Genomic DNA, 18,535 nt, shown 5'->3' on the forward strand with positions numbered 1-18,535 from the left:
ATACTATTTTTTGGAAAGTAAGGATACGAACGGTCTAAAGAGTGGGTGCACACCCACTCTTTCTTCATATCTGATTATCCACCTGGACAATTCCCCTCGCCCCAATTTTAGGCAGGGGTTTTATATTGATTTGGATGTACACAGATGAATTTGGGGAAGATAGTTCATAATAAGTAATATAGTTACAGTTAATAAAGGAGGATGGAAATTGAGCTCCCAAGTAATTAAAACGACAGAAGAATTGGTACTCCCTATTGTTGAGGAAAAGGACCTTGAACTAGTAGATATCGAATATGTAAAAGAGGGTAAAAATTGGTTCCTTCGTGTATATATCGATAAAGCTGGCGGTGTTGATATTGCTGAATGCGGAGAAGTCTCTGAACAGTTAAGTGAAAAATTGGATGAAACAGACCCGATTAAAGAAGCATATTTCCTGGAAGTTTCCTCGCCTGGAGTGGAACGTCCGCTTAAAACGACAGAAGACTTTGAAAAAAATATCGGAAAGAATGTATTCGTCAAGTTATACGAGCCTATTGATGGGGAAAAACAATTTGAAGGTATTCTAAAAACCTTCCATGACAATATAGCTACGATTGAATACAAAGTAAAAACGCGTACAAAGCAGGTAGAAATATCATTTGACAAAATAGCAAAAGCTAGATTAGCGGTAACGTTCTAGTAAATGTTAAATAGCTTGTCAGGAAATCATTTACGTACAACGAAGGCTTTCGTTATCAGGCTTGGTAATCGGCCAAGTTTTCAACTAATTTAAAAGGGGGAAAAAACAGGTGAGCAATCAGTTGTTTGATGCGATTGATAATTTAGCAAAGGAAAAAGGAATTGAAAAGGAAATTTTAATGGAAGCATTGGAAGCCGCTTTGATTTCTGCATATAAGAAAAACTTTAAATCTGCTACAAATGTTCGAGTTGAACTTAATGAAGTATCAGGTAAAATGAGTGTTTACGCTAGAAAGACAGTCGTAGAAGAAGTGGAAGATACTCAGCTGGAAATTTCAGTTGACGAAGCAAGAAAAATTGACCCAAATTACGAGGTTGAAGATATTATTGAAGTAGAAGTAACACCGAAGGATTTCGGACGTATTGCTGCCCAAGCTGCAAAGCAAGTTGTTACACAACGAGTTAGGGAAGCAGAGAGAGGCGTCATCTTCTCTGAATATATTGACCGTGAAGAGGATGTTATGACGGGTATTATTCAACGGAAAGACGCACGATTTGTCTATGTTAATCTTGGCAAAATTGAAGCAAAGCTAGCAGAGGCTGAACAAATGCCAACAGAAGAATATCATGTACACGATCGTTTAAAAGTATTCGTTACGAAAGTAGAGAATACAAGCAAGGGACCACAAATTTATATTTCAAGATCACATCCTGGTCTTCTAACACGTTTGTTTGAAATGGAAGTACCAGAGATATTTGATGGAACAGTCGAAGTTAAATCGGTAGCCAGAGAAGCCGGTGACCGCTCTAAAATCTCCGTATATGCCGGTGACCCGGAAGTAGATCCGGTTGGTTCCTGTGTCGGCCAGCGCGGCCAGCGTGTGCAAGCAATTGTTGATGAATTAAAAGGAGAAAAAATCGATATTGTGGAGTGGTCAGAAGATCCAGTTGTCTATGTTTCGAACGCGCTTAGTCCTTCTAAGGTTATTAAAGTATTAGTTAATGAAGAAGAAAAATCTACAACTGTTATTGTACCTGATTACCAACTATCCCTGGCAATTGGGAAACGTGGTCAAAATGCGAGACTCGCTGCTAAGTTGACAGGCTGGAAAATCGACATTAAAAGTGAAACAGAAGCACGAGAAGAAGGTCTATTAAAAACGGAAACAGAAGAATCCTATTCTGACAATAATGAGGATTTGTTTGAATAAGGGGGACTCCAATATGGTGAAGAAAAGAAAAGCACCTGAAAGAAAATGTGTTGTCACTAATGAAACGAAACCGAAAAAGGATCTTATTCGGATTGTCCGAAACAAAGAAGGAGAGGTCTTTGTGGATCCCACTGGAAAGAAAAATGGTCGTGGCGCATACCTTTCGCGTAATTTGGATGTTGTTTTAAAAGCAGAGAAATCAAATATACTGAATCGAACGTTAAATACAGAAGTAAATCCGGCTATTTTCGAAGAACTGAAACAATTAATTGATGGTAAACCCAATGAAAAATAACTATTTAAATATGATTGGTCTTGCTTATCGTGCTGGAAAATGTTCTCTTGGAGAAGAAACGATTCTGAAAGATATTCGCTCCAATCGTGCAAAGCTTGTTATCATAGCTTCGGATATTGGGCCACAGACGAAAAAAAAGCTAACAGACAAATGTAATTACTATGAAGTACCTTATAGAATAGCAGATGATCGAGAAACATTGTCAAATGCTATTGGAAAATCCCACAGAGTGGCGATTGCAATCTTAGATACGGGATTTGCTGCGAAAATAAAATCGTTACTCGGGTAATCAAATTCGGGGGTGAACGTATGAGTAAAATACGTGTATATGAATATGCTAAACAAAATAATACGTCAAGCAAGGAAATAATCAACTATTTAACGAACTTAAATATAGAAGTGTCAAATCACATGTCAACGATTTCAGATGATACAGTTCGAAAATTAGATGAAAAATTCAATGCTAGTAAATCGAAGCAAGCTCAACCAGATGTGAAAAATTCGAAAAACAATCCAGGAAGTAATCAAGCGAAAAAGCACTCTAATCCATCGGCTAAACAAGGGAAAAATCATTCCCAGCCTAAAGGCCAGCAACAAAAGCAACAGCAAACGAATAAAAAGAAACAAAAAGGTCCAAGAAGAGGTAATCAGCCGGTTCAAAATGAACAAAAAGTTGTCATCAAAGAAACACCATCAAAAATTGTCTATAACGATACGCTGACAGTAAGTGAACTTGCATCTAAATTAAATAAAGAAGCTGCAGAAATTATTAAAAAGTTAATGTTTCTTGGCGTCATGGCAACAAAGAACCAGGACTTAGATGATGATGCAATCGAATTAATCTGTGGTGAATATAATGTAGAAGTAGAAAAAGAAATTATTTTAGAAGATACTGATTTTGATAAATATGTTGTGGAAGAAAAAGAAGAGGATCTAATTGAAAGACCAGCCGTTGTAACGATAATGGGTCACGTTGACCATGGAAAAACGACAACACTTGATTCAATCCGCCACACAAAAGTTACAGCAGGAGAAGCTGGTGGGATTACACAGCACATCGGTGCATACCAAGTTGAAACGAATGGGAAGAAAATCACATTCCTTGATACACCAGGTCACGCAGCGTTTACAAGCATGCGTTCCCGTGGAGCACAGGTTACAGATATTGCTATTCTTGTAGTAGCAGCAGATGATGGTGTTATGCCTCAAACTGTAGAAGCAATTAATCACGCAAAAGCTGCAGAGGTTCCAATTATTATTGCGGTAAATAAAATTGATAAAGAAGCGGCTAACCCGGATCGCGTGATGCAAGAGCTAACGGAATATGAATTGGTTCCTGAGGCTTGGGGCGGAGATACAATATTTGTTAATATTTCTGCAAAAAATAATCAAGGTATCGATGATTTACTAGAGATGATTCTACTCGTTGCCGAAGTAGAAGAGTTAAAAGCAAATCCAAAAGCAAATGCCTTTGGTACCGTTATTGATGCGCAATTAGATAAAGGTAGAGGATCTGTATCGACATTACTTGTTCAAAACGGAACTTTACGAGTAGGAGATGCAATTGTTGTTGGAAATACGTATGGACGTGTACGTGCAATGGTAAATGATATCGGTAAGCGTGTGAATGAAGTTGGTCCATCTACACCGGTTGAAATTACGGGACTGCATGATGTGCCACAGGCTGGAGATCAATTCCTTGTGTTTGACGATGAAAAGAAAGCACGTCAAATTGGGGAAGCTCGCCAGCAGCAACATTTGATTGCTAGCCGCGGCGAACAGTCAAAAGTTAGCTTGGATGATTTATTCGAACAAATTAAGCAAGGTGAAATGAAAGACTTGAATATTATTGTAAAAGCAGATGTACAAGGATCTGTTGAAGCACTAGCTTCCTCATTACGTAAAATTGAAGTCGAGGGTGTAAAAATTAAAATCATTCACACAGGTGTAGGGGCTATAACGGAATCCGATATTATTCTTGCATCTGCATCCAATGCAATTGTAATTGGGTTTAATGTTCGACCAGATGTTAATGCGAAAAAAGCAGCAGAATCAGAGAAAGTAGATATCCGTCTGCACCGTGTTATTTATAGTGCGATTGAAGAAATTGAAGCAGCGATGAAAGGTCTACTGGATCCTGAATTCGAAGAAAAAGTTATCGGACAGGCAGAAGTCCGAGAAACGTTTAAGGTTTCTAAAATTGGTACCATTGCAGGAAGCTATGTTACAGACGGTAAAATCACACGAGATGCAAGTGTAAGGATAATCCGTAATGGTGTTGTCCTCTATGAAGGAGAACTACTTGCGTTAAAACGTTTTAAAGACGATGTAAAAGAAGTTGCACAAAACTATGAGTGTGGAATTACAATTAAGAATTTCAATGATATTAAAGAAGGCGATATTATTGAAGCTTTCGTTATGGAGGAAATTGAGCGCAAATGATTGTCTATGCTGAAGTAGAGTGTATCATGTATGATGGGCATTCTCTAAAGGCTAAACGAACGATTATCAAAAAAGTGCTTGCAAAACTACAGAACAATTTTAATGTCGCTGTTACAGAATTGGATTACCATGACCTGTGGCAGCGAACAAAAATTGGTATTGTAACAATTTCTACAGATTATGTTCATGCAGAAAAAGTAATCCACGCTGCTCTTGGGACGATTGATGGATTTACCGAACTTGAACGTACGATTACCAATGTGGAAAGACTTTAAGAGTGAAACCCACTTTAAAGTCTCACGTTATTCTAGAGGTGAATAAAATGGCTGAATTAAGAGCAAACAGAATAGCTGAACAAATGAAAAAAGAATTAAGTGACATTCTAGCAAGAAAGATTAAAGATCCTAGAGTTGGTTTTGTTACAGTAACAGACGTAGAAGTAACGGGTGATCTCCAACAAGCAAAGGCTTTTATTTCTGTATTAGGTGATGAGAAACAAAAACAGGATACTTTGCTTGGTTTAGCAAAAGCAAAGGGATTTATCCGTTCTGAAATTGGTAGTCGCATTCGTCTACGTAAAACACCAGAACTTACATTTGAATTTGATGAAGCATTCGAGTATGGAAATCGAATTGATTCCATTTTAAAAGACTTAAATAAAGAATAATTCTCGAAATCTGACCTGTCCACTTAGAAACAGGTCAGATTTTCCCATATTCGAATACATACAAAGAAGTTAGTGGAGGCTAGTGCAGTGGAAGGCATTTTACCATTATGGAAGCCAAAAGGGTATACATCTCATGATTGTGTTATGAAATGTAGAAGGTATTTTAAAACAAAGAAAGTGGGTCACACAGGTACACTTGATCCAGAAGTGGAAGGCATATTACCAATTTGTATAGGACAAGGTACGAAAATTGTTCCCTTCCTTACGGATACAAAAAAAACGTATATTGCTGAAGTGAAGCTTGGGTTTGCAACAGACACAGAAGATGCGCACGGAAGCATCGTTGATCAAAAAGAAGTAATGGAATTTCCAGCTGAATCGATAATTAATCAGACACTTAAAGATTTTTCAGGTGAAATTACGCAAATCCCACCGATGTATTCTGCTGTAAAAGTGAATGGAAGAAAGCTATACGAGTATGCTCGAGCAAATGAAACAGTAGAACGTCCAAAGCGCAAAGTTACAATTTACGAAATTGAAAGACTGTCAATTGATCCGATAGCTCATACAATTCGTTTAAAAGTAGTTTGTTCTAAAGGAACGTACATTAGAACGCTTTGTGTTGATATTGGGGCAAAGCTTGGTTATCCTGCACATATGTCTGCACTTGTCCGAACTAAAACTGGGACATTTTCCGAGAAAAATGCAATTTCATTTGCTATGATAGAAGAGGCGGTTGAACAGAACGAACAGAATCGTTTGTTACACCCAATTATAGACGGACTTTCTCATTTGAATCGGCTATATGTTAATGAGGAGACGAAACGGAAAGTAATGAATGGACAAAAACTAGCTAAACCAAAGGATACTGAGCTCGAAGATCCTTTCGTCGTAATGCATCACAATGAATTATTAGCAATCTATCAACATCATCCTGATAAAGCTGAACAAATAAAACCTGTTCGCGTTTTCAGTGAAAGATCATAAAGTGCAGGTGAAAAAGTATGAGAACAATTGAATTAACCTACCCGCATACATTAGCGTTAGGGGAATTGCCGGAGACAGTTTGTGCAATTGGCTTTTTTGATGGTATTCACCGAGGACATCAACAAGTGATTCAAACAGCTGTCGATGAAGCGAAAGCTAGAAATATGGAAAGTGCTGTTATTACATTTCATCCACATCCGTCAGTCGTTTTAAAAAAGGGGACAGAGCGTGTACAATATATTACCCCGATGAAGGAAAAGCAGGAGTTATTGCAAAAGCTTCAGGTGGATCGGGTATATATTATTCAATTTAATCAAGAGCTATCAAAATTATCACCACAAGCTTTTATTGACCATTTTATTATAGGACTTAATATAAAACACCTAGTAGGTGGTTTTGATTATTCATTTGGTCATAAAGGGCAAGGTAATATGGAAAATATTGAAGAGTTTACTCGTGGACAATTCAGTTATACAATAATTGATAAAATAATATCCAATGATGAAAAGGTAAGCTCTACAAGAATCCGTAAATTACTGCAAAATGGGTTAGTAGATGAGGCAAATCATTTACTAGGCCACCCGCTGAAATTTAGTGGAATTGTGATTAAAGGGGCCCAAAGAGGACGAGAGCTAGGTTATCCTACAGCCAATTTGGAACTGCACGCAGAAGTGTTGCTGCCAAAACCCGGAATCTATGCTGTTTGTGTCATGTATAAGAATGAAGTATATGAAGGCATGGCGAGTATTGGTACGAACCCGACTTTTACAGCTGACAGGAAAGATTTATCAGTCGAGGTTAATATTTTCGATTATAGCAATGATCTATATGGCGAAGAATTACAGGTTGAATGGCATAAATATATTCGAGAAGAAGTGAAATTTGATAATGCTGAAGCATTAATTGCGCAGATAGAGCTAGACGAGAAGAATATTCGTGACTATTTTTCGGACTAATATTTATGAAAGAAACTAGCTTGAACACTTGATTTTTTCTTGCGGAAGCGTTATGCTTAGTAAGGTAAAACCATCCCTTGGCAAATCGTAACTCCGACGTTTGCTAGGAGACTGGGGTTATTATATTTTATTAGGAGGTGCGCCAAATGGCTATCACACAAGAACGTAAGAACGAGATTATTAATGAATACAAAGTTCACGAAACAGATACTGGTTCTCCAGAAGTACAAATTGCTGTACTAACGGAAGATATCAATGCGCTGAACGAACATTTACGTGTTCACAAAAAGGATCATCATTCACGTCGTGGTCTTTTGAAAATGGTTGGTAAACGTCGTAACTTGCTTACTTATCTACGTAACAAAGACGTTACTCGTTACCGTGAATTAATTAAAAAACTTGGCTTACGCCGATAATTTTAAAAAGCAGGAGAAATCCTGCTTTTTCTATTCATTCAAAGTTGTATTTTTACATGTCAAGCTACATGAATAGTAATAGTATATGTATAATAGGGTTTGGTTATATTTCTTAATTTACCTATTATTGACTATTTAGATTACATAAAGCTAAACATAGTATAAATAGGGATTCTTCTAGTATATCAAGTGCTTTCTCGCATTTGATTCCTTAACATCTTTAGTTTATTCTAAAGGAGGAAACCTATTTATAGGATGATATCTATTAATAATGCTTATAAGGAAAGTTGTATTGAAAGGAGCACTACGACTAATGGCTGAAGAAAAACAAGTCTTCTCTACTGAAATTTCTGGTAAGAAATTCACAGTAGAAATTGGAGAACTAGCAAAGCAAGCGAATGGTGCATGTATGGTTCATTATGGCGATACTTCGGTACTAGCTGTTGCCACTGCATCGAAAGAACCTAAGGATTTACCTTTTTTCCCTTTAACCGTTAACTATGAAGAACGATTATATGCGGTAGGTAAAATTCCAGGAGGATTTATTAAACGTGAGGGACGTCCGAGCGAGAAGGCAATCTTAGCATCTCGTTTAATTGACCGTCCAATTCGTCCACTTTTCCCAGATGGCTTCAGAAATGAAGTTCAAGTGATCAGTACAGTTATGAGTGTGGATCAAGATTGTTCATCTGAAATTGCAGCAATGGTTGGATCATCGATTGCACTAAGCGTTTCGAATATCCCGTTTGCTGAACCAATTGCAGGTGTTCATGTAGGTAGAGTAAATGGTGAATTTATTATTAATCCAACTGTTGAGCAAGAAGCGCAGAGCGACATTGAATTAACGGTTGCAGGTACAAAAGATGCGATCAACATGGTAGAGGCTGGGGCAAATGAAGTACCGGAAGAAGTAATGCTAGAGGCGATCATGTTTGGTCATGAGGAGATTAAACGTCTTGTTGCATTTCAAGAGCAAATCGTTAAAGCTGCTGGCGTAGAAAAATCAGAGATTACCTTATTTGAACTAGATGAAGCTCTGCAAGCCAAAATTGAAGCAGATGCAAAGGATAAGCTAATTGCTGCAATTCAAGTACAAGAAAAGCATGCAAGAGAAGATGCCATTAACGAAGTAAAACAAGAGGTGTTAGCGGCATATGAAGAGGCTGAGCCTGAGGAAATTAAACAGGTGAAGAACATTTTAGATAAAATGGTAAAGGAAGAAGTGCGTAGACTGATTACGAAAGAAAAAGTTCGTCCAGACGGTCGTAAGCCAGATGAAATTCGTCCGCTTTCTTCACGTATTCATGTCCTTCCAAGAACGCATGGTTCAGGATTGTTTACACGTGGACAAACCCAAGCGCTTAGTATTTGTACATTAGGAGCTTTAGGTGACGTACAAATCTTAGATGGTTTAGATCTAGAAGAGACGAAACGCTTTATGCATCATTATAACTTCCCACAATACAGCGTTGGAGAAACTGGCCCAATTAGAGGACCTGGTCGTCGTGAAATAGGTCATGGTGCATTAGGTGAACGAGCACTTGAAAAAGTTGTTCCTTCAGATAAAGATTTCCCTTATACGATTCGTCTCGTATCCGAGGTTTTAGAATCGAATGGTTCTACTTCCCAAGCAAGTATTTGTGCTAGTACGTTAGCGATGATGGATGCCGGTGTACCAATTAAGGCACCAGTTGCTGGAATTGCAATGGGACTTGTTAAATCAGGAGAAGACTACACAATTTTGACAGATATCCAAGGAATGGAAGACGCTTTGGGGGATATGGACTTTAAAGTTGCCGGAACAGCAGAAGGAATTACAGCATTGCAAATGGATATTAAAATTGAAGGCTTATCTAGAGAAATTTTAGAAGAAGCATTAACCCAAGCTAAAAAAGGACGTCTGCAAATTTTAGATTCCATGCTTGCTACAATCGGTGAACCAAAAACAGAGCTCTCTGAATTCGCGCCGAAAATTTTAACCATGTCTATTAACCCGAATAAAATCCGTGATGTTATTGGACCAAGCGGTAAGCAGATTAATCAAATTATTGATGAAACTGGTGTTAAAATTGATATCGAGCAAGACGGTAGTGTATTCATTTCATCTATAGATGCTTCTATGAATGAAAAAGCGAAAAAAATCATTGAAGATCTTGTTCGTGAGGTAGAAGTAGGTCAAATGTATTTAGGTACAGTTAAACGTATTGAAAAATTTGGTGCCTTTGTAGAGCTATTTAAAGGTAAAGATGGATTAGTCCATATATCTGAACTAGCGGAAGAACGTACCAATAAAGTCGAAGACGCCGTATCGATTGGTGATCAGATTATGGTAAAAGTAAAAGAAATTGATCGCCAAGGTCGAGTAAATCTTTCCCGTAAAGCTGTACTGCTAGAAGAAAAGGAAAGAGCAGAAAAAGCAAAATAAAGATAATTGTAAAAGAAGGAAGCTGAGATTTCAGTTTCTTTTTTTATATTCTAGCATTATTATTTGATGGATAGTGGTTAAACTAATAAGTACCTCACCACGTTAAGTGTACGCAAAAATAATGGCGATATGCTTCTTTCTATTTAAGAGTTCGCTTTTTCGAGATTTATTTTTTCATACTTGTCCCACTTTTGCATAGAAATGTAAGGGGAGGGGTGTCTATGAGAAGCTATCGTAAATATGTAAATCTTTGTGTCTTTTTATTAATTTTAGCGACAGCATTTCAAGTCGATTATAATCCATTTACTATAAATTTAGCTGCAATGGGATCTCAAGTGATTAACCAAAAAGATGCTTTATACCAGAAAATACAAGAAAAGAAAGAATTATATTCAGTGAAGCCACAAGATGCTTATATTGATCGAGTTTGGAAAAAAACTGCAGGTCGAAATGGTTTAGAAGTAAACATCGAAAAATCTTATGAAAAGATGAAAGAAACTGGAATATTCGATGAGTCAAAGCTCGTATTTGATCAAATATCTCCAGAAGTTAGCCTTATGGATCTCGATGGCTCGCCTATATATCGTGGTCATCCAGAGAAGGATATGGTGGCCTTTTTCATAAATGTGTCTTGGGGTGAAGAGCATATACCGGAAATGCTTCGCATATTGAAGGAAAATCAAGTTAAGGCTACTTTTTTTATTGAAGGTAAATGGGCACAACAGAATTCAGAAATCGTAAAGATGATAGATGAACAAGGTCATGTCATTGGTAACCATGCTTATAATCATCCTGATATGGCTAGACTTTCTAATCAAGCGATGATTGATCAAATAAGTCAAACAAACCAGATTCTAACTGCTATTACTGGTAAGAAGGCAAAATGGTTTGCCCCGCCTAGTGGAAGTTATAATGACCAAGTTGTCTATTCTGCAGAAGATTTAAATATGGAAACGATTCTCTGGACAGTGGATACGATTGATTGGAAGAATCCGTCAGTTTCTGTTATGATTAACCGGGTGAAGGATAAAATTCACCCTGGTGCTACAATATTGATGCACCCTACACCTGCCACAGCAAATGGATTAGAACAGCTAATTCAATTAGTAAGAGAAAGTGGTTACAGATTAGGAACAATTGACATGCTGCTTAGTGAAGAAAGGTAAGGCGTTGGTTTTCACGTTTTGGTGCTTAAACAGGGAAATGCCAAAGCGATAAATTAGTCCTGGAGTGTTATGATGTTTCGCTCCTTTGATAGATCTCGTTACTTTAGGAGGAAGAATATTGATAGATAAACACATTAGTAAAAATGGTGTGCGAATTGTGTTAGAAAAAATACCAGCAGTTCGTTCAGTTACGATTGGTATTTGGGTATTAACTGGTTCTAGAAATGAATCAGTTGAAAATAATGGGATATCCCATTTTTTAGAGCATATGTTTTTTAAAGGTACAATAACAAGAACTGCTCAAGACATCGCAGAAGCGTTTGATTCCATCGGCGGGCAAATAAATGCATTCACATCCAAAGAATATACGTGTTTTTATGCAAAAGTATTGGATACACATAAGGATTATGCGTTAGAAATTCTTGCAGATATGTTCTTCAATTCAACATTTGATGAAGCGGAAATGGAACGCGAGAAAAAAGTTGTATTTGAAGAAATCAAAATGTATGAAGATACGCCAGATGATATTGTCCATGATTTGTTGGCAAAGGCTTCTTATGGAGATCATCCATTAGGGTATTCCATTCTTGGGACAGAAGCACATTTAAAATCATTTAAGCCAGAAACATTAAGAGAGTATGTAAAACAACGCTACACTCCTGAAAATGTGGTGGTTTCCGTAGCGGGTAATGTGGATGATTCCTTCATTTATAAGATTGAGGATTACTTTGGTGCATATGAATCACCAGCAGAGAAAACAAAAATTTTAAAACCAGCATTCTATGCAAATTCTATTGAGCGCAATAAGGACACGGAGCAAGCACATCTTTGTTTCGGTTTTGAAGGGCTTCCATTAGGGGACGAACATATTTATAGCCTTATTATAATGAATAATGTACTTGGTGGAAGTATGAGCTCCAGATTATTCCAGGATGTCCGTGAAAAACAAGGATTAGCGTACTCTGTATTCTCTTATCATTCCACTTTCCTTGATAATGGTTTGCTTACAATTTATGCGGGTACTGGCAAGGAACAGCTTTCTTTATTAAAGGATACAATTAATCAAACAATGGAGATATTGATAAATAAAGGTTTAACCGATAAGGAACTACGAAACAGCAAAGAGCAATTAAAAGGCAGTTTAATGCTTGGTTTAGAGAGCACCAATAGTAGAATGTCAAGAAATGGCAGAAATGAATTGTTATTACAACGTCATCGCACACTAGATGAAATTATTCGTGAAATTGACGCAGTGAATCACGATTCTATTGGGAAAGTTATCAAAAAAATATTTAATAAACCAGCTTCAACTGCATTAATCGCACCTGCCAGTGTTCTTTAAGCTATTCGAACATGTGAGAATTTTTCTAAGCTATACATGAGACATAGTAAGCTACTATGAAACGTAAGATGTATTTACTTATTGAGCGAGAATTTTTGTGAATTTACGTCTTTCAAACGAGCATTTCCCCCGTGAGAGGAGGAATGCTCGTTTTTATTATAAACATACTGTGTAATGACAATAGAGTCATTAAAACTTTTTCTGTCCAATCCAGATTCTACTCACATTTTTCTTCCGTTATATTCTTTTATTATTAGTTGCCGTTTTCCACTAGATCGCCTAATCCCAGATAGAAAGAATGATGTTTTAAACATCTACATGATCATACATAGCTTGCTTCAAACAACATATATATGAAGTATAAAGGAAAAGGAGAAGGTGATTAGATGCGGTTTCGTGATATGGGTGATAAAGAAATAATCAATGTCAATGAGGGTACAAGATTAGGCATGCTTGGGCAGACAGATTTGGAAATCGATGAATCAACTGGACAGATAGAAGCATTTATTATTCCAAATTATAAGTGGTTTGGACTTGTAAAAGAAGGGGAAGAAACGAAGATCCGCTGGAACTCAATTAAGAAAATCGGAGAAGATATGATTATGATTGAAACAGATAAGCTAGAATAGTTAGTTGTGTTGCAAGAGCAGGTATCAAATAGATGATGCCTGTTTTTGTTTAGCGTACTGAGCAGCCGAAACAGCCACAAGGCACTAAAAGACGTAAAGAGACTTCTAATTATAACTTCTCTAAAACTGAGTGCTTGTGTTTCTATTCTTCTATCCATAGCTACCCTTACTCTATTGTATGCACGTGATAGAGCAAATAGAACCGATTAATCGAAAAAACTTGTATTTGTAATTTAAGACATATACTCTTAAACAAGCCGTAACCGCACATAATCCGTCCCCGTGGTACGATTACGTTACAGTAATTAAAACGAGGGGGACTACATAATGAAAAAGATAGTAGCTCTAATTATTGGTTTAATTATTACAGGTGTAACTGCGACAACAGTGTCGGCAGCAACTGATTATGAAGTTAAAAAAGGAGATAACCTTTGGACAATAGCACATCATAACAATACGACTGTAGAAAAATTAAAGGATATTAATGAATTGGATTCTTCGCTGATTCATCCAAAGCAAATGTTAAAGTTGGATGAGGCAGAACCAGAATATTACATCGTAGAAAAAGGAGATAGTTTGGGTGAAATTAGTAGAGGTTATGGTGATGATGTTACAGTTGAAAATTTGAAGGCATGGAATAATCTTAATTCAGATTTAATCATCATTGGGCAGCAGTTGGTTGTTAATGATGCTAGTGAGTTGAACACGGAACAAGTGGCAGCCGAACAAGCAAATGCCGATTCAACAATTGAAATGAAAGAGGCAGAATCAGTGCCAGAGAATGAAACAGAAGAGGCAACGGAAGATGAAGTTGTAACGCTGGAAGCAGAAGAAGAGGTCAATTCTACCGCTGAATCCGAATCAACACAGCCGAATGGCAAAACAATTTCAGTTGAAGCAACTGCTTACACTGCATATTGCTCTGGATGCTCAGGAATTACAGCTACAGGTATTGATTTAAAAGCAAATCCTTATGAGAAGGTGATTGCGGTTGATCCAAATGTTATTCCACTCGGTACGAAGGTTTTCGTAGAAGGTTATGGTCATGCAGTAGCTGCTGACACTGGAGGAGCAATAAAAGGTAATAAAATAGATATTCATGTACCTACAAAGGATCAAGCGTATAACTGGGGAAGAAAAGTAGTGGAAGTAACGATTTTGGAATGATTAGAGAATAACATACAAAAGAGAGCTTTCCATAACATAGAAGGAAATTAAGCTGTTAGAAAAGGTTTGAAATAAAGGTGTAGACAGATATCGTATAAGGATATCTGTCTTTTTGCTTTCTTTTTTTATTCAGACAATCACTCTCACTGCGAGTTCACATAAGCTATAAAGAAAATGAAAACAGGAAGTATGTCTGGAGGGTCTATATAATAATGAGTCAATTTATAGCTGTAATTGGCGGAGACGCACGCTATTTAGAATTAATCAGGCAACTAAAGACATTACCTGATACCACTTTGATGTTAGTTGGCTTTGATAAACTGGAACAGGGATTTACAGGATCAAATCAAATGGACTTTGAAGAACTCGAACCGTCTAAGTTAGATGCAATTATATTACCAATAACTGGTACAGATATGTCCGGAAATATCGAAACTGTATTTTCAGATAAACAGATCCAAATAGAAAAGTCGTGGTTTAAGAAATTAAAAAGCAATACCCTGGTTTTTACCGGAATAACAAATGAGTATTTAACTTCAGCTACAACGGCGGCAAATATTGATTTGGTACCGTTACTGGATAGGGATGACGTAGCAATTTATAATTCAATACCTACAGCAGAAGGTGCAATAATGATGGCCTTTGAAGAAACAGATTATACAATCCACTCGTCACGTGTTGTTGTAGTCGGGTTCGGCAGGGTTGGGAATACAGTGGCAAATAAGTTTTCAGCTTTGGGAGCGAAGGTTTCGGTATGTGCAAGAAGTATTAGAGATTTAGCTAGAATCACCGAAATGGGATTACATGCGATTCCGTTGGAAAAGCTTTCTGATCATACCCATGACTGTGATTTACTTATTAATACAATTCCAGCCCCGATTGTAACGAAGGATGTAATCCAAAATTTGCCGCCAAATGGAATTATCATCGATTTAGCATCCAAACCTGGTGGAACGGATTTTGATTTTGCAGAAAAACGTGGAATCAAAGCAATTCTAGCGAGAAGCTTACCTGGAATTGTTGCCCCAAGAACAGCTGGGAAAATACTTGCGGATGTTATAACACAGATTCTTGATGAAACGAGGGAGTCCGAATGAGTTTAGCAGGGAAACGAATTGGATTCGGTTTAACTGGATCCCATCATACACATAGTCAGGTTTTCCCGCAGATTGAGAAGCTCATCGAGGAGCAGGCAGAAGTTATTCCAATTGTATCCTACACGGTTCAAACCACCGATACGAAATTTGGTAAAGCAACAGAGCATATTGAAAGACTTGAGGCTATCACAGGGAAAAAAGTAGTCAAAACAATTCCGGAAGCTGAGCCGTTTGGACCGAAAAATCCGCTTGATTGTATGGTAATCGCACCACTTACAGGAAATTCGTTAAGTAAGCTTTCGAATGCATTAACTGATAACCCAGTTTTAATGGCAGCTAAGTCAACAATGAGAAATCAAAATCCGGTTTTACTCGGTGTAACGACCAATGATGCACTTGGGTTAAATGGGATAAACTTAATGCGGCTATTAAACAGTAAATATATTTATTTTATTCCCTTTGGTCAAGATGACCCGTTTAAAAAACCAAACTCATTAGCAGCTAAATTAGATTACCTTGTAGATAGTGTGAAATACGCATTAAACGGAAAACAACTTCAACCACTTATTATTCCTTATATGGATGAAAATATGGTAAAATAAAATGCTATAAGATAAAAAAGATATATTCGATTTTGGAGGGAGTTATTGTAAATGGTACAGAAAACAGCATTTAATGTCGCAGTAGTAGGAGCAACAGGGGCAGTAGGACAGAAAATCATGCAATTATTAGAGGAGAAAAATTTCCCAATCAATAGAATTAAATTGCTCTCATCTAAAAGGTCTGCAGGTAAAAAGGTAGTATTTAACAATAATGAGGTTACAATTGAAGAAGCGAAGCCGGAAAGTTTTGAAGATGTGGATATTGCTTTATTCTCAGCTGGAGGCTCAATATCCAAGGCGCTTGCACCAGAAGCAGTTAAGCGTGGGGCAGTTGTAATTGATAATACAAGTGCATTTCGAATGGAAGAAAATGTGCCACTTGTTGTGCCGGAAGTAAACAATGAAGATATAGCGAAGCATAACGGAATTATTGCTAATCCGAATTGTTCAACTATTCAAATGGTTGCTGCATTAAAGCCGATAAAGGATGCTTATGGAATTAATCGTATTATTGTTTCTACGTATCAAGCAGTATCGGGTGCAGGAGCGCAAGCGGTTGAAGAGCTAAAGACTCAATCGGCACAATACCTGAATGATGAAAAAATGGAAGCAAACTTACTTCCTGTTTCAGGTGATGAGAGACATTATCCAATTGCATTTAATGCTCTGCCTCAAATCGATATATTCGAAGAGAATGGGTATACGTTTGAAGAAATGAAGATGATTAATGAAACAAAAAAAATTCTGCATGATACGGAACTATCTGTAGCTGCTACATGTGTAAGGCTTCCATTCTTTACCTCCCATGCAGAAAGTATTTATATAGAAATCGAGCAAGAGAATGTTCGTGTTGAGGATATTTGGAAACAACTTGAGAATGCTGATGGAGTGGAACTTGAAGACAATCCCAAAACACAGACATATCCAACACCGTTAAGTGCTGCAGATAAAGAAGAGGTCTTTGTTGGCCGCGTTCGTAAAGATATCGATAATGCCAAAGGATTCCATCTTTGGGTCGTATCTGACAATCTTCTTAAAGGCGCTGCTCTTAACACGGTTCAAATTGCCCAATCTTTAATAAAAAATAATTGGCTTTAAGAGGTCATAATTTCAATGTTTAAATCGAAATCAATTGAGGGAATCTGTATGTAAATACAGTTCCTTCTGTTTATGACCTCCTAAGTATCCGGTATTTGGTAATAATAGAGGTGTGATCATGCAAATATTGGTTCAAAAATTTGGCGGAACTTCTGTTCAATCAGAAGAAAATAGAGAGTATGTAATGAAACATATTAAAGAGGCTTTAATAAAAGGTTATAAATTAGTTGTTGTTGTTTCCGCTTTAGGAAGAAAGCCGGATCCATATGCTACAGATACGCTATTAGGGCTAGTTGATTACCCGCGTAATCAAAACTCCGCCCGAGAATTGGATCTCCTAATGTCTTGTGGAGAAATAATTTCTGCTGTTGTACTTTCAAATGAGCTTCAAAAATTCAGCATATCAGCAACTGCATTAACTGGATCACAAGCAGGCTTTTTAACGTCAGAGGATTTCAATAAAGCACGTATTAAAGAAGTAAATCCAACACGTATTTTAAAAGAATTTGAAACGCATGATGTTGTTGTTGTTGCAGGCTTTCAAGGTCAAAGCTATGCTGGTGAGATTACAACGATTGGTCGTGGGGGCAGCGATACAACTGCAGCTGCACTAGGAGTCGCACTTGATGCAGAGCGAATTGAGATTTTTACTGACGTAAATGGCATTATGACTGCAGATCCCCGTGTAGTTAAGAGCGCACGTCAACTTAAAATCGTCACATATACGGAGATATGTAATTTAGCATATCAAGGTGCAAAGGTTATTCATCCCCGCGCAGTGGAAATCGCGATGCAAGGGAAAATTCCGATGCGAATAAGATCAACGTACTCTGAAGATCTAGGCACGTTGGTTACTTCATCAAGAGTACTTGAAATGGGTGTAGATATACCAGATCGAATGATTACTGGAATTGCTCATATGTCCTCCATTACACAAATCAAAGTAAAAACAAAGGAATCAGCCTATCGATTACAGTCTGAAGTCTTTAAGTCAATGGCTGAAGCAGGTATTTCAGTTGATTTTATCAATATATCTCCAACAGGTGTTGTTTACACGGTTCCTGAAGCACTAACTGAGAAAGCTGTTCATATCTTGGAAGTATTAGGATTCTACCCAGAAGTAACAGAGGGTTGTGCGAAAGTCTCGGCTGTTGGGGCAGGAATGACGGGTGTTCCAGGAGTAGCTTCTAAAATCGTTCAGGCTTTAACGAATTCAGGTGTTCAAATATTACAGTCCGCCGATAGCCATACAACCATTTGGGTTCTTGTGCATCAAGTTGATTTAATTACAGCTGTAAATGCACTACATGATGTATTTGAGCTAAGTCATATAAATGAACTCCAAAGATAGAGAAGA

Annotated in this window: 19 protein-coding genes; all 19 read left to right on the top strand. The window is 37.4% G+C overall.

Translation table 11 applies throughout. The features are described from left to right. The first annotated feature begins 208 nt into the window (after positions 1-208). Positions 209-679 carry a ribosome maturation factor RimP gene (gene rimP, locus NYE61_RS01100; protein WP_095308696.1) on the top strand — a complete coding sequence of 157 codons (471 nt, stop codon included), beginning with the start codon at positions 209-211 and terminating at the stop codon, positions 677-679. A gap of 109 nt (positions 680-788) precedes the next feature. Beyond that, positions 789-1,889: a transcription termination factor NusA gene (gene nusA, locus NYE61_RS01105; protein ID WP_095308698.1), complete on the top strand. Its 1,101-nt coding sequence runs from the start codon at positions 789-791 to the stop codon at positions 1,887-1,889. A 13-nt stretch (positions 1,890-1,902) separates the two neighbouring features. Next, positions 1,903-2,184, top strand: a complete 282-nt coding sequence (locus tag NYE61_RS01110) for a YlxR family protein (protein WP_095308700.1) — start codon at positions 1,903-1,905, stop codon at positions 2,182-2,184. Continuing rightward, entirely contained in the window at positions 2,174-2,473 is a 300-nt protein-coding gene (locus tag NYE61_RS01115) for a ribosomal L7Ae/L30e/S12e/Gadd45 family protein (RefSeq protein WP_095308702.1), read from the top strand. The genes NYE61_RS01110 and NYE61_RS01115 overlap by 11 nt, the downstream gene beginning before the upstream one ends. Before the next feature lie 20 nt (positions 2,474-2,493). Next, on the top strand, positions 2,494-4,626 hold the full coding sequence (gene infB / locus NYE61_RS01120) for a translation initiation factor IF-2 (RefSeq protein WP_095308704.1): 2,133 nt from the start codon (positions 2,494-2,496) through the stop codon (positions 4,624-4,626). Continuing rightward, positions 4,623-4,901 carry a DUF503 family protein gene (locus NYE61_RS01125; protein WP_095308706.1) on the top strand — a complete coding sequence of 93 codons (279 nt, stop codon included), beginning with the start codon at positions 4,623-4,625 and terminating at the stop codon, positions 4,899-4,901. Before infB ends, NYE61_RS01125 begins: the two co-directional genes overlap by 4 nt. A 47-nt stretch (positions 4,902-4,948) precedes the next feature. Next, the gene (gene rbfA, locus NYE61_RS01130) at positions 4,949-5,293 is read left to right on the top strand and encodes a 30S ribosome-binding factor RbfA (RefSeq protein ID WP_095308708.1); all 345 of its coding nucleotides are present in this window, start codon (positions 4,949-4,951) and stop codon (positions 5,291-5,293) included. 87 nt (positions 5,294-5,380) lie between these two features. Next, a complete protein-coding gene (truB, locus tag NYE61_RS01135) occupies positions 5,381-6,280 on the top strand; it encodes a tRNA pseudouridine(55) synthase TruB (RefSeq protein WP_303448195.1) in 900 nt (299 codons plus the stop codon). Between the two features lie 17 nt (positions 6,281-6,297). Further along, the gene (locus NYE61_RS01140) at positions 6,298-7,236 is read left to right on the top strand and encodes a bifunctional riboflavin kinase/FAD synthetase (RefSeq protein ID WP_095308712.1); all 939 of its coding nucleotides are present in this window, start codon (positions 6,298-6,300) and stop codon (positions 7,234-7,236) included. A 146-nt stretch (positions 7,237-7,382) separates the two neighbouring features. Next, entirely contained in the window at positions 7,383-7,652 is a 270-nt protein-coding gene (gene rpsO / locus NYE61_RS01145) for a 30S ribosomal protein S15 (RefSeq protein ID WP_067730023.1), read from the top strand. A gap of 313 nt (positions 7,653-7,965) precedes the next feature. Continuing rightward, entirely contained in the window at positions 7,966-10,077 is a 2,112-nt protein-coding gene (locus NYE61_RS01150; RefSeq protein WP_095308744.1) for a polyribonucleotide nucleotidyltransferase, read from the top strand. Positions 10,078-10,298: 221 nt separating this feature from the next. Next, on the top strand, positions 10,299-11,243 hold the full coding sequence (locus tag NYE61_RS01155) for a polysaccharide deacetylase family protein (RefSeq protein ID WP_303448194.1): 945 nt from the start codon (positions 10,299-10,301) through the stop codon (positions 11,241-11,243). A gap of 118 nt (positions 11,244-11,361) precedes the next feature. After that, positions 11,362-12,585 carry a pitrilysin family protein gene (locus NYE61_RS01160; protein ID WP_118888913.1) on the top strand — a complete coding sequence of 408 codons (1,224 nt, stop codon included), beginning with the start codon at positions 11,362-11,364 and terminating at the stop codon, positions 12,583-12,585. Between the two features lie 386 nt (positions 12,586-12,971). Continuing rightward, complete coding sequence (locus NYE61_RS01165) at positions 12,972-13,214, top strand: YlmC/YmxH family sporulation protein (RefSeq protein ID WP_095308718.1); 243 nt, start codon at positions 12,972-12,974, stop codon at positions 13,212-13,214. Positions 13,215-13,541: 327 nt separating this feature from the next. Then, on the top strand, positions 13,542-14,381 hold the full coding sequence (locus NYE61_RS01170) for a 3D domain-containing protein (protein WP_118888912.1): 840 nt from the start codon (positions 13,542-13,544) through the stop codon (positions 14,379-14,381). Between the two features lie 212 nt (positions 14,382-14,593). Continuing rightward, positions 14,594-15,478, top strand: coding sequence for a dipicolinic acid synthetase subunit A (gene dpaA, locus NYE61_RS01175; protein WP_095308722.1), 885 nt, complete (start codon positions 14,594-14,596; stop codon positions 15,476-15,478). Next, on the top strand, positions 15,475-16,080 hold the full coding sequence (dpaB, locus tag NYE61_RS01180) for a dipicolinate synthase subunit B (protein WP_095308724.1): 606 nt from the start codon (positions 15,475-15,477) through the stop codon (positions 16,078-16,080). Before dpaA ends, dpaB begins: the two co-directional genes overlap by 4 nt. Positions 16,081-16,131: 51 nt before the next feature. Further along, positions 16,132-17,178: an aspartate-semialdehyde dehydrogenase gene (locus NYE61_RS01185; protein WP_095308726.1), complete on the top strand. Its 1,047-nt coding sequence runs from the start codon at positions 16,132-16,134 to the stop codon at positions 17,176-17,178. 118 nt (positions 17,179-17,296) lie between these two features. Then, complete coding sequence (dapG, locus tag NYE61_RS01190; protein ID WP_095308728.1) at positions 17,297-18,529, top strand: aspartate kinase; 1,233 nt, start codon at positions 17,297-17,299, stop codon at positions 18,527-18,529. Positions 18,530-18,535: the final 6 nt, after the last annotated feature.

The sequence above is a fragment of the Oceanobacillus sp. FSL W7-1304 genome (assembly GCF_037969805.1).
Classification (GTDB): domain Bacteria; phylum Bacillota; class Bacilli; order Bacillales; family Amphibacillaceae; genus Oceanobacillus; species Oceanobacillus profundus.

What these genes read in the sequence shown, in the direction of transcription:
- NYE61_RS01110 (WP_095308700.1), top strand. Translation starts at nt 1,903, where the DNA reads ATGGTGAAGAAAAGAAAAGCACCTGAAAGAAAATGTGTTGTCACTAAT.
- NYE61_RS01115 (WP_095308702.1), top strand. Translation starts at nt 2,174, where the DNA reads ATGAAAAATAACTATTTAAATATGATTGGTCTTGCTTATCGTGCTGGA.
- infB (WP_095308704.1), top strand. Translation starts at nt 2,494, where the DNA reads ATGAGTAAAATACGTGTATATGAATATGCTAAACAAAATAATACGTCA.
- NYE61_RS01125 (WP_095308706.1), top strand. Translation starts at nt 4,623, where the DNA reads ATGATTGTCTATGCTGAAGTAGAGTGTATCATGTATGATGGGCATTCT.
- rbfA (WP_095308708.1), top strand. Translation starts at nt 4,949, where the DNA reads ATGGCTGAATTAAGAGCAAACAGAATAGCTGAACAAATGAAAAAAGAA.
- NYE61_RS01140 (WP_095308712.1), top strand. Translation starts at nt 6,298, where the DNA reads ATGAGAACAATTGAATTAACCTACCCGCATACATTAGCGTTAGGGGAA.
- rpsO (WP_067730023.1), top strand. Translation starts at nt 7,383, where the DNA reads ATGGCTATCACACAAGAACGTAAGAACGAGATTATTAATGAATACAAA.
- NYE61_RS01150 (WP_095308744.1), top strand. Translation starts at nt 7,966, where the DNA reads ATGGCTGAAGAAAAACAAGTCTTCTCTACTGAAATTTCTGGTAAGAAA.
- NYE61_RS01155 (WP_303448194.1), top strand. Translation starts at nt 10,299, where the DNA reads ATGAGAAGCTATCGTAAATATGTAAATCTTTGTGTCTTTTTATTAATT.
- NYE61_RS01165 (WP_095308718.1), top strand. Translation starts at nt 12,972, where the DNA reads ATGCGGTTTCGTGATATGGGTGATAAAGAAATAATCAATGTCAATGAG.
- NYE61_RS01170 (WP_118888912.1), top strand. Translation starts at nt 13,542, where the DNA reads ATGAAAAAGATAGTAGCTCTAATTATTGGTTTAATTATTACAGGTGTA.
- dpaA (WP_095308722.1), top strand. Translation starts at nt 14,594, where the DNA reads ATGAGTCAATTTATAGCTGTAATTGGCGGAGACGCACGCTATTTAGAA.
- dpaB (WP_095308724.1), top strand. Translation starts at nt 15,475, where the DNA reads ATGAGTTTAGCAGGGAAACGAATTGGATTCGGTTTAACTGGATCCCAT.
- NYE61_RS01185 (WP_095308726.1), top strand. Translation starts at nt 16,132, where the DNA reads ATGGTACAGAAAACAGCATTTAATGTCGCAGTAGTAGGAGCAACAGGG.
- dapG (WP_095308728.1), top strand. Translation starts at nt 17,297, where the DNA reads ATGCAAATATTGGTTCAAAAATTTGGCGGAACTTCTGTTCAATCAGAA.